We start from the raw sequence: 11,829 nt of genomic DNA, 5'->3' as shown, positions 1-11,829 counted from the left end.
CACGGTCGCGGAACGATGGTTGCGTCCGCAAGGTTGCCCAAGTTGTCAATCTGAACAGGAGATGATGATGGGCATCAAGGGAAAGCGGATCGCAATTCTCGCCACCAACGGGTTCGAACAATCGGAGCTCGAAGTGCCGCGCGATCGCCTGAAGCAGGCCGGAGCCACCGTGGACATCATCTCGCTCGCCACGGGCTCGATCAAAGGCTGGGACCAGAAGGATTGGGGACGGTCCGTCGACGTCGACAAGACGCTCGACCAGGCCTCGGCCTCCGACTATGACGCCATCGTATTGCCCGGTGGCCAGATCAATCCGGATCTGCTGCGCGTCGAGCCGAAGGCGCTGAAGTTCATCAAGGACATGTTCGATGCGAAGAAGATCGTGGCCGCGGTCTGTCATGCGCCGTGGCTCCTGATCGAGACCGGCATCGCCAAGGGGCGCAAGATGACGTCCTACAAATCGATCAAGTCCGACGTCGCCAATGCCGGCGCGCAATGGCAGGACGCGGAGGTCGTCGTCGACCAGGGCATCATCACCTCGCGAAATCCGGGCGATCTGGAAGCCTTTAGCGCCAAGATCATCGAGGAAATTAAGGAAGGGCGTCACGTCCAGCGTAGCGCTGCGTGAGGCGTTGCGGAGAAAGCCGGGATCTCCCGGCTTTCTCCGCCTGGACGGGCCCAGCATTCAACGAATTGAACGCTGGGCCGCAGTCCACACGGAGTTGCCTCCGACGAGATGGGGGAACGCCGCCGGAGACATAAGGAAGACGTCTGCCGCCGCTCGTCGTTCCTAACTTCCTCGCGCTCGACGGCCGCTGCCGCCGCCCAGATCCCAACCTCGCATGAGAACGGAACCGACGCAGTGATCGCGGGTTGGCCGGGTTTCCGGCCGTGGAGACCTGCTGTGAGCGACAAGGCGAAGATCCAGGACTACAAGTCTCCAGCCGGCGGCTGGGGCTCCGTTCAGGCTGTGCTCGGCATCCTGACGCAGGAGGAAGTGACGCTGCTCGGCAGCGAGATCCTGCTGAAGCAGAACAAGCCGGGCGGCTTCATGTGCGTCAGCTGCTCATGGGCGAAGCCGGCTAAGCCGCATGCCTTCGAATTCTGCGAGAACGGCGCCAAGGCGACCGCGTGGGAGATCACCGGCAAGACCGTCGGGCCCGAATTCTTCGCAGCGCATCCATTGGCCGAATTGCGGACGTGGTCGGACCATCAGTTGGAAGCGCAGGGGCGCCTGACGCATCCGATGCGCCATGATGCGGCCACGGACCGCTACGTTGCGGTGAGCTGGGTCGATGCGTTTCGCGAGATCGGCGCCGAGCTCAACAAGCTCGATCCGCACGACGCCGTGTTTTACACGTCGGGCCGGGCGTCGCTCGAGACGAGCTACATGTACCAGCTGTTCGGGCGCATGTACGGCACGAACAATTTTCCGGACAGTTCCAACATGTGCCATGAGTCCACGTCGGTGGCGCTGCCCGAGGTGATCGGAGTTTCCGTCGGAACCGTGCTGCTGGAGGATTTCGACAAGGCCGATTGCATCATGTTCTTCGGCCAGAACACGACGACGAACTCACCGCGCATGCTGCATCCCCTGCAGCAGGCGGCGAAGCGCGGCGTTCCCATCATCACGTTCAATCCCTTGCGCGAGCGCGGTCTGGAGCGCTTCACCGATCCGCAGAATCCCATCGAGATGGTGCTGACCGGCAGTACCCGGATCAGCACGCAGTACCATCAGGTCAGGGTCGGCGGTGATGCGGCCGCGCTGCTCGGGATGTGCAAGGTCGTGATCGAGGCGGATGATGCGGCCATCGCCGCGAAGAGTCCGCGCGTGCTCGATGTTGCTTTCATCGAGCAGCACACATCCGGTTTCGAACAATTCGCCAACTGCTGCCGGGAGGCGTCTTGGGATGACATCGAGCGGGCGTCCGGCCTCGGCCGCGCCGCGATTGTCGATGCCGCCACGGTCTACGCATCGGCGCACGCCGTGATCGCCAATTACGGGATGGGGATCACGCAGCATCGCCATGGCGTCGAGACGGCGAAGATGATCGTGAACCTGTTGCTGTTGCGCGGAAACATCGGCAAGCCGGGCGCGGGCATCTCGCCGGTTCGCGGGCACTCCAACGTCCAGGGGCAGCGCACCGTCGGAATCTCCGAGAAGGCCAGGCTGGTGCCACTCGACAGGTTGGCCGAGCTCTATGACTTCGCGCCGCCGCGATGGGACGGCCTCACGACGGTCGATGCCTGCGAGGCGATCATCGCGGGCCAAGTGAAGGGATTCGTCGGGCTCGGCGGCAATTTCCTGCGCGCCGTGCCGGAGCGCTCGCTGATGGAGCCGGCCTGGGCGAAGCTGCGGCTTTCGGTGCAGATCGCGACCAAGCTCAATCGCACCCATATCATTCCGGGCGAGGTCACCTACCTGCTGCCATGCCTCGGCCGGATCGATATCGATCGCCAGGCGGGCGGCGACCAAGCCGTCGCCATGGAAGATTCCACCACCTGCATCCAGGGCTCGCGCGGCCAGCGCAAGCCGGTCGCCGAGGGCTTGTTGTCCGAGCCGGCCATCGTCGCCGGTCTTGCCAAGGCGACGCTGCCGCCCAATCCGCGCGTCGACTGGGACGCCTGGGTCGGCAACTACGCACTGGTGAGAGACGCGATCGAACGCACCTATCCCGACCAGTTCAGGGATTTCAACGCGCGGCTGTTCCAGCCCGGCGGCTTTCCGCGGCCGCTCGGCGCCCGCGAGCGCAAATGGAAGACCGCAACCGGCAAGGCCAATTTCACGGTGCCCAAAGCTGCGCTCAGCCCGCCTGAACACGGCAACGGCATATTCCAGCTGATGACGTTGCGCGCCGACGGCCAGTTCAACACCACGATCTACAACGAGGACGATCGCTTCCGCGGCGTCACTGGGGGGCGGCAGGTCGTGTTCATGAATGCGACCGACATGAAGGAGCTGGGCATCGAGCAGGGCGATCTCATACGTCTTTCGACTGTTGCCGATGACGGCGTCGATCGTTCTCTCGGCGGGTTGCAGACCGTCGCATACGACATTCCTAAATTCAGCATCGCCGCCTACTATCCGGAGTGCAACGGATTGATCCCGCTCAAGCACTACGCCGAAGGCAGCAAGGTGCCTGCCGCGAAGTCGGTGCCCGTTCGGATCACCAGGGAGGCGGCCGGCTGAGCCCTGGGGCAGCGGTCAGCCGGCCGCGCGCTTTCGTCCGTCGTTGGACGCTGCGACCGTGAAAGACGACGTGATCTCTGGCGGCGTCGCGTCGGGGCGAAGCGGCACGACGAGGCGGCAGACGAGTCCCTCCGGACGCCAGTCGAACACTGCCCGGCCGCCCAGCTGGCTCTCGACGCTCGCCATCAGGCTGCGGGTACCAAAGCCGCGCGAGGTCGGCACATGGACCAGCGGGCCGCCGGTTTCGATCCAGATGAGATCGAGCCGTTCATGCTCGATCGTCCATTGGACCGATAGATGGCCCGAGGGCGCCGACAGCGCACCGTATTTGGCGGAGTTCGTGACCAATTCGTGCAGCGCCAACGCCAGGGTCTGCGCCATGGCCGGCTGGAGCTGCAGTTCCGGGCCGCCGAAACCGACTTGGCCCCCGGTCGCGTAGGGGGCGAGCTCTTCGGCCACCAGCCGGCTGATCTCTGCGCCCTGCCAGCTCGACAGGGAGAGGATGGTATGAACGCGGGCGAGCGCACTGATGCGGCCCTCGACGGCGCTGACATAGGTCCTCATGCTATCGGCCTTGGTCAGCCTGACGATCGATTGCGCCAAGGTCAGTGCGTTCTTGGCACGGTGATCGACCTCGCGGGTCAACAGGTTCTGGCGCTCCTCCGCCCGCTTGCGCTCGGTGATGTCGATGGTGACACCGCTGACGCGAATCACGCGACCGGCCATGTCCGCAGTCACCGCCGCCGTTCCGACGCACCAGCGCTCGTCGCCGTCCGGCCTGTTGATACGAAACTCTGCTTCGCAGGATGTCGCCCCGCGGTCGAACTCCGCGACCAGCTGCCGCGCTCGCTCGGCATCATCGGGGTGCAGCAGACTCATGATGTTCACGCTGTTGAGCTCGAAGGTCTGCGGCGTCACCCCGAAGATGCGGTACTGCCCCTCGTCCCACATCCAGTCGCCGTTGACGCAGTCCCAGTCCCACGATCCCATCCTGCCGGCCGCGATGGCCATGCTGCGGCGCTGCTCGCTTTCCCTCAACTGAGCCGTTGATCGCTCGAGCTCCGCGGTGCGTGCGCGCACGCGGTTTTCGAGCTCCAGGTTCAAGTGCTCCAGCTCGCGGGTCTTGCGATAAAGCTCGGTGAAGACCTTGATCTTGGCCCGCAACACCTCTGGTATGACCGGAACCGGGACGTAGTCGACGGCACCCATCTCATAGCCGCGCAGCCGATCGAAATCGCTGACCTGAACGGCGGAAATGAAGATGATCGCGATTTTCTGGAACCGCGGATGCTCGCGGATCATCTGCGCCAGCTCGAAGCCGTCCAGTTCGGGCATGCAGACGTCGACCAGGATGACGGCGATCTCGTTCTTCAACAGGATCTCGAGCGCCTCGCGGCCCGAGGTCGCGACGACGAGATTTTCTCCGAGATCCTTGAGGATGACTTCATAAGCCAGCAGTTTCGCAGGCTGGTCGTCAACCAGGAGAATGTTGACCTTCTCATGTTCCATGATCGTTGTGCCGTTCAGCGGTGCAGCCACATGCGGATCGCAAGAAGCAGCTGTTCGGTGTTGACGGGTTTTGCCAGATAGTCGGACGCGCCGGCTTCAAGGCACTTCTCGCGATCTCCCTTCATGGCTTTCGCGGTCAGCGCGATGATCGGGAGCCGGGCGAAGATCGGCTTCTGCCTGATGACGCCGATGGTTTGATAGCCGTCCATCTGGGGCATCATGATGTCCATCAGCACGATCGCAATCTCCGGGTTGTCTTGTACCAATTCGATCGCCTCGCTGCCGGTGGTCGCGGTCAGCACCTTCATGCCGCGGCGTTCCAGCACGCTCGACAGAGCAAAGATATTGCGCGCGTCGTCGTCCACCAGCAGCACCGTCTTGCCGATCAAATCTTCGTCGGAACTGTTGAGCTTTTCCAGCATGCGCTGCTTCTCGACCGGCAGTTCCGTGATCACGCGATGCAGGAACAGCGAGGTCTCATCAAGCAGGCGCTCGGGCGACTCCACGCCCTTGACGACGATGCTGCGCGCGATGGTGTGGAGTTCCGCATCTTCCTCAGCCGACAATTCGCGTCCCGTGAACACGACCACCGGCACCCCGGACAAGGCCTCGTCGGAGCGCAACTGATCGAGCACATCGAAGCCGCTCATGTCCGGCAGGCGCAGATCGAGCACGACGCAGTCCCATGGCGCACTGCGCATGGCGTCGAGTGCGTCGGCGCCGGTTTCAGCTGCGACGATCTCGATGTCGTCGTGGTCCAGCAGTTCGCGAATGCTCATCTGCTCTGCGGCGTTGTCTTCGACGATCAGCAGCCGCTTGCGTCGCGGCTTGGCATATTCCTTGATCTGAGCCAGCGCCGCGCTGACGCCTTCCGTCGTCGTCGGCTTGCTGACGAACGAGAAGGCTCCGCGCGCCAGCGCGTGCTGGCGGTCTTCATCGAGCGTGATGATTTGCACGGGAATGTGCCGCGTCAGCGGATTGTGCTTGAGCTGGCTCAGGACGGTCCAGCCGAGCATGTCCGGCAGGAACACGTCCAGGGAGATCGCGGCGGGCTGGTACTGCTTGGCGAGATCGAGCGCCTCGGCGCCGCGGCTTGCAACCAGGACCTTGAAGCCCTTGTCGCGCGCGAGATCGATCAGCACACGGGCGTAGTGGGGGTCGTCCTCGACGATCAGGAGGATCGTGTCACCTGCCGCGAGGTCGAGCCGATCATCCGCCAGTTGCTCGATCGCGCGCTCCGGCGCGGCGGCCGACTGCAGAGCGGGAGTTTGAATGTAGGGGATCGAGGGCGCCGGGCTGATGCGCGGCGCCGTGGCCGGGCCGGAATACTTCAGCGGCAGATAGAGCGTGAAAGTGCTGCCCTTGCCGGGCGCGCTCTTGAGATGGATTTCGCCGCCGAGCAGGTTGGCGAGTTCGCGGCTGATCGCAAGCCCGAGGCCGGTGCCGCCATATTTACGGCTCGTGCCGGCATCGGCCTGCTGGAACGCCTCGAAGATCAGCTTCTGCTTGTCCTGGGGAATGCCGATGCCGGTGTCCGACACTTCGAAAGCGATCACTGCGGGCGCATTGTTGAGCACCAGATGTTCGGCGCTCCATCCGCCCAGCGCTGCCGACACTTTCAGGCGGACGCCGCCATCTGCGGTGAACTTGAAGGCATTCGAGAGCAGGTTCTTCAGCACCTGCTGCAGGCGCTTGGAGTCCGTGACGATGCTGCGCGCGAGGGTCGGATCGACGTCGATGTTGAAGGACAGCAGGCGGTTTTCGGCCTCGTGCCGGAACGGGCGTCCGACGGTGTCCAGCAGGTTGGCGGTGAGGATCTCTTCGGCATCGACGGTCACGGTGCCGGATTCGATCTTGGAGAGATCGAGAATGTCGCTGATCAGGTTGAGCAGATCGGTGCCGGCGCCGTGAATGGTCCGGGCGAACTCGACCTGCTTGACGGAGAGATTGCCGTCCGGATTTTCGGTGAGCTGCTGGCCCAGGATCAGGATGCTGTTGAGCGGCGTGCGCAGCTCGTGCGACATGTTGGCCAGGAACTCGGACTTGTACTTGGACGTCAGTGCGAGCTCGGTGGCCTTCTCCTCGAGCGCGCGGCGGGCCTGCTCGATCTCCTGGTTCTTGCGCTCGACCTCGACGTTGCGCTCGGCGAGCTGCTGCGCCTTCTGCTCGAGCTGCTCGTTGGTCTGCTGCAGCTCCCGCTGCTGCGCCTGCAGCTCGGCGGCGAGCTGCTGCGACTGCTTCAGCAGGCCCTCGGTCTGCATCGTGGCCTCGATCGAGTTGAGCACGATGCCGATGGAATCGGTGAGCTGATCCAGGAACGTCATCTGTGACGTCGTGAACGGGCTGAGGGACGCCAGCTCGATCACCGCCTTGACCTGGCTCTCGAACAGCACCGGCAGCACGACGAGGTTCTTCGGAACGGCACGGAGCAGGGCAGAGCCCACCGGTATGACGTCGGAAGGAATGTCCGAGATCAGCCGCTGGCGCTTGTCGATGGCGCATTGGCCGATCAGTCCCTCGCCGAACTGCACGAGCTGACGATGCGGGTAGACGCCGTCACCGGCATAGGAGGCGAGCAGGCGGAGCTGCGGCGTATACTCGTTCTCGACCTGGTAGATCACGCCGCGATGGGCATTGACCAGCGGCGTCAGCTCGGTCAGCAGCAGCCGTCCGACCGTCGTCAGGTCACGCTGCCCCTGCAGCATGTTGGTGAACTTGGCGAGGTTCGTCTTCAGCCAGTCCTGCTCGGTGTTGAGGTCGGTCGTCAGCCTCAGATTGGTGATCATGGTATTGATGTTGTCTTTGAGCTCGGAGACCTCGCCGCGCGCATCGACCTGAATTGTGCGGGTGAGATCGCCCTTGGTGACGGCGGTCGCGACTTCGGCGATGGCACGGACCTGGGATGTCAGGTTCGCCGCGAGCAGGTTGACGTTGCCCGTCAGGTCCTTCCAGGTGCCGGCGGCACCGGGCACGTTGGCCTGGCCGCCGAGACGGCCTTCGACGCCGACCTCGCGGGCGACGCTGGTGACCTGATCGGCGAATGTCGCGAGCGTTTCCGTCATGTTGTTGATGGTTTCGGCAAGCGCGGCCACTTCGCCCTTCGACTTCACGGTGAGGTTCTGCTTGAGATCGCCATTGGCCACCGCGGTCACGACCTTGACGATGCCACGCACCTGCTCGGTCAGGTTGGCGGCCATGAAGTTCACGGTGTCGGTCAGGTCCTTCCAGGTGCCGGCGACGCCCGGCACCTGGGCCTGTCCGCCGAGCTTGCCTTCCGTGCCGACCTCGCGGGCGACGCGCGTCACCTCGCCGGCGAAGGCGTTGAGCTGATCGACCATCGTGTTGATCGTGTTCTTCAGTTCGAGGATCTCGCCCTTCACGTCGACGGTGATCTTGCGTGAGAGATCGCCGCGCGCGACGGCGGTGGTGACTTCCGCAATGTTTCGGACCTGCGTGGTGAGGTTGGCGGCGAGCAGGTTGACGTTGTCGGTCAGGTCCTTCCAGGTGCCGCCGACGCCGGGTACCACGGCCTGGCCGCCGAGCCGTCCCTCGGTGCCGACCTCGCGCGCCACGCGCGTCACTTCGGCCGCAAACGAGCGCAGCTGCTCCACCATCGTGTTCAGGGTGTCCTTGAGCAGCAGGATCTCGCCGCGGACGTCGACCGTGATCTTCTTCGACAGATCGCCGCCGGCAATCGCGGTCGCGACCTCGGCGATGTTGCGGACCTGGGCCGTGAGGTTGGAGGCCATGAAGTTGACGCTGTCGGTCAGGTCCTTCCAGGTGCCGGCGACTTCCGGCACTTCGGCCTGGCCGCCGAGCTTGCCCTCGGTGCCGACCTCGCGCGCCACGCGCGTCACCTCCGAGGCGAAGGCGTTGAGCTGGTCGACCATGGTGTTGATGGTGTTCTTCAGCTCGAGGATTTCGCCCTTCACGTCGACGGTGATCTTGCGCGAGAGATCGCCGCGCGCCACGGCGGTGGTCACCTCGGCGATGTTACGCACCTGAGCCGTCAGGTTGCCGGCCATCGAGTTGACGCTGTCTGTCAGATCTTTCCAGGTGCCCGCGACACCGGGCACATTCGCCTGACCGCCGAGCCGTCCCTCGGTGCCGACCTCTCGCGCCACGCGCGTCACCTCGCCCGCGAAGCGGTTGAGCTGATCGACCATCGTGTTCAGCGTTTCCTTCAGGCTCAGGATTTCGCCGCGCACGTCGACCGTGATCTTGCGCGACAGGTCGCCGCCGGCAATCGCGGTCGCGACCTCGGCGATGTTGCGGACCTGGGCGGTGAGGTTGCCGGCCATCGAGTTGACGCTGTCGGTCAAGTCCTTCCAGGTGCCGGCGACGCCGGGCACCTCGGCCTGGCCGCCGAGCTTGCCGTCGGTGCCGACCTCGCGCGCCACGCGGGTCACTTCGCCGGCGAAGGCGTTGAGCTGGTCGACCATCGTGTTGAGCGTTTCCTTCAACTGAAGGATTTCGCCCGACACGTTGACGGTGATCTTCTTCGACAGGTCTCCCTTGGCGACCGCGGTCGCAACCTCGGCGATGTTGCGGACCTGACCGGTCAGGTTGGACGCCATAGAGTTGACGCTGTCGGTGAGGTCCTTCCAGGTGCCGGCGACGCCGCGCACCATGGCCTGGCCGCCGAGCTTGCCCTCGGTGCCGACCTCACGTGCGACGCGCGTCACCTCGCCGGCGAAGGCGTTGAGCTGATCGACCATCGTGTTGATGGTGTCCTTCAGCTCGAGAATTTCGCCGCGCACGTCGACCGTGATCTTCTTGGACAGGTCGCCATTGGCGACGGCGGTCGTCACCTCGGCGATGTTGCGGACCTGGGCCGTGAGGTTCGAGGCCATCGAGTTGACGCTCTCGGTCAGGTCCTTCCAGGTGCCGGCGACGCCGAGCACGTTGGCCTGGCCGCCGAGCCGTCCCTCGGTGCCGACCTCGCGCGCCACGCGCGTGACCTCGCCGGCAAAGGCGTTGAGCTGGTCGACCATGGTGTTCAGCGTCTCCTTCAGCTGAAGGATCTCGCCGGACACGTTGACCGTGATCTTCTTGGACAGGTCGCCGCTCGCAATGGCGGTGGCGACGTCGGCGATGTTGCGGACCTGCGCCGTGAGGTTGGAGGCCATGAAGTTGACGTTGTCGGTGAGATCCTTCCAGGTGCCGGCCACACCGGGCACCTGCGCCTGGCCGCCGAGCTTGCCTTCGGTGCCGACCTCTCGCGCGACACGCGTCACTTCCGACGCGAAAGCGTTGAGTTGATCGACCATCGTATTGATGGTGTCCTTCAGCTCCAAGATCTCGCCGCGCACATCGACCGTGATCTTGCGCGACAGGTCGCCACGCGCCACCGCCGTGGTGACATTGGCGATGTTGCGGACCTGAGCAGTGAGGTTGCCGCACATCGCGTTGACCGAGTCGGTCAGGTCCTTCCAGGTGCCGGCCACGCCGGGAACGATGGCCTGGCCGCCGAGCTTGCCGTCGGTGCCGACCTCGCGGGCGACGCGCGTTACTTCCGACGCAAACGAGCGCAGCTGGTCGACCATCGTGTTGATGGCTTCTTTCAGCTGCAGGATTTCGCCGCGGACATCGACCGTGATCTTCTTGGAGAGGTCGCCATTGGCGACCGCGATCGTCACCTCTGCGATGTTGCGCACCTGGCCAGTGAGATTGTTGGCCATCGAGTTGACGCTCTCGGTGAGATCCTTCCAGACGCCAGTGACCTCCGGAACCTGTGCCTGACCACCCAGTTTGCCTTCGGTGCCGACCTCACGCGCCACGCGCGTGACTTCCGACGTGAAAACGCTGAGCTGCTTGATCATCGTGTTGACGATGGTGGCAGACTGCAGGAACTCTCCGCCCAGCGGCCGGCCATCGACATCGAGATTGACCGTCTGCAGCAGGTCGCCTTGCGCCACCGCGGCGACGGCGCGCGTCACCTCGCGGGTCGGCCACAGCAGATCATCGATCAACGTGTTGACCGAACTCTCCATGTCGGCCCAGGAGCCGCTCGCGATGCCGAACCTGACGCGCTGCCGCGTCTTGCCTTCGCGGCCGACCACCTGGCCGACGCGTTCGAGCTGCTGCGCCATCCGTTCATTGGCTGCGATGATTTCGTTGAACGTATCGGCGATCTTGCCGTCGATGCCGAGATAGTCGGCGCTCATGCGCACCGAGAAATCGCCTGAGCGCATCGCCTGCAGGGCCCGCAGGAGATCCTGGCTGGCGTCTGCCATCTCGGTTCCGTTGCCTTGGCGACCGAAGCCTTGCCGCGCGGGCTTCGCATCAGCAGCAGAATCAAGTTCGCTCATCAAGTGCCCCCGTAGCAGATTGTCCTGCCAGCCAGAAACCGAGTCTATCAGCCCGCGGCATAGAAGTCGCGACAACTACTCAAATCAAGCCGGATGTTGACGTCTGAAGCCGATGGAACCGGCATCTGCTGGCACGAGAGGCTCAACTCCGTACCTGGGAGAACGTTCCCTTGCATTACAATATTTGAAAGAGTCCTGTTGGCCACGAGGTCCGGAACTCGAAGGAGACTCAGCCTGCCATGAGCGGGCGGGCCAAGCGATTTGAGGCAGAAGCGGACGGCCGCCGCGGCACGCGGGTCCATTCGGTGAGATGCCCCACCGCCTCGAAGGATGATGTGCACGGGGAGAGGGCGGGGTATGGGACCGGCACGGCGTTGCGGCGGCGCTCCTCGCCGCCGGACTACAATCATTAATATCACGTAACGCAGTTGCACGGGAAAGAGGTGGCCACCAAATCATTCCAAATGAAGGAAGCAGATCATTTCCGAGAGAACGCCGACAATTGTCTCCACCTCGCCGAGCGGGCGGATGGGGAGCCGGCCTTCCGACGCTACATGCGTATGGCCCAGGGCTGGAGGGCGCTCGCTCTCCAGCAGGATTGGCTCGACGGCGAGATCCCACCTGTCGAGCGCAAAGAGGTCGCGTAGCGGGTGCTGCAAATTCGAATGGAGGCGCGTCTCATGACACCCCGTACCGTTCTCATTGCGCTGCTGACCGCCTTCAGCGTGGCCTCGGCCGTGGCCGCAGTCACGACGATTCGCCAAGTGCATACGGAAGCGTATTCGCTTCCGCAGCCCGTGACGCGCATCTGAAGTTGCG

The 11,829-nt window shown here is 64.1% G+C and carries 6 protein-coding genes; 4 read left to right on the top strand and 2 right to left on the bottom strand.

Going from position 1 to position 11,829, the window contains the following annotated elements:
- Nucleotides 1–67 precede the first annotated feature (67 nt).
- Nucleotides 68–628: a type 1 glutamine amidotransferase domain-containing protein gene (locus ACQR1B_RS27250; protein WP_434835468.1), complete on the top strand. Its 561-nt coding sequence runs from the start codon at nucleotides 68–70 to the stop codon at nucleotides 626–628.
- Nucleotides 629–904: 276 nt separating this feature from the next.
- Complete coding sequence (locus ACQR1B_RS27245; RefSeq protein WP_434835467.1) at nucleotides 905–3,190, top strand: FdhF/YdeP family oxidoreductase; 2,286 nt, start codon at nucleotides 905–907, stop codon at nucleotides 3,188–3,190.
- A gap of 15 nt (nucleotides 3,191–3,205) precedes the next feature.
- On the opposite strand, the gene ACQR1B_RS27240 is transcribed toward ACQR1B_RS27245, so the two are convergent.
- Both ACQR1B_RS27240 and ACQR1B_RS27235 read right to left on the bottom strand, forming a co-directional pair.
- Nucleotides 3,206–4,699 (bottom strand): HWE histidine kinase domain-containing protein, encoded by a 1,494-nt coding sequence (locus tag ACQR1B_RS27240; protein WP_434835466.1) that lies wholly within the window; start codon nucleotides 4,697–4,699, stop codon nucleotides 3,206–3,208.
- A gap of 14 nt (nucleotides 4,700–4,713) precedes the next feature.
- Nucleotides 4,714–10,935: a HAMP domain-containing protein gene (locus tag ACQR1B_RS27235; RefSeq protein WP_434835465.1), complete on the bottom strand. Its 6,222-nt coding sequence runs from the start codon at nucleotides 10,933–10,935 to the stop codon at nucleotides 4,714–4,716.
- A gap of 539 nt (nucleotides 10,936–11,474) precedes the next feature.
- Here ACQR1B_RS27235 and ACQR1B_RS27230 point away from each other — a divergent pair.
- Complete coding sequence (locus ACQR1B_RS27230; RefSeq protein WP_434835560.1) at nucleotides 11,475–11,657, top strand: hypothetical protein; 183 nt, start codon at nucleotides 11,475–11,477, stop codon at nucleotides 11,655–11,657.
- Nucleotides 11,658–11,690: 33 nt separating this feature from the next.
- On the top strand, nucleotides 11,691–11,822 hold the full coding sequence (locus ACQR1B_RS27225; protein WP_434835464.1) for a hypothetical protein: 132 nt from the start codon (nucleotides 11,691–11,693) through the stop codon (nucleotides 11,820–11,822).
- The last annotated feature ends 7 nt before the right edge of the window (nucleotides 11,823–11,829 follow it).

Origin of the sequence: Bradyrhizobium oligotrophicum, assembly GCF_051168495.1 — a bacterium.
GTDB lineage: Bacteria > Pseudomonadota > Alphaproteobacteria > Rhizobiales > Xanthobacteraceae > Bradyrhizobium > Bradyrhizobium oligotrophicum_A.
The sequence above is the reverse complement of the archived record's forward strand: the minus strand, read 5'-3'. Positions and strand labels throughout refer to the sequence as shown.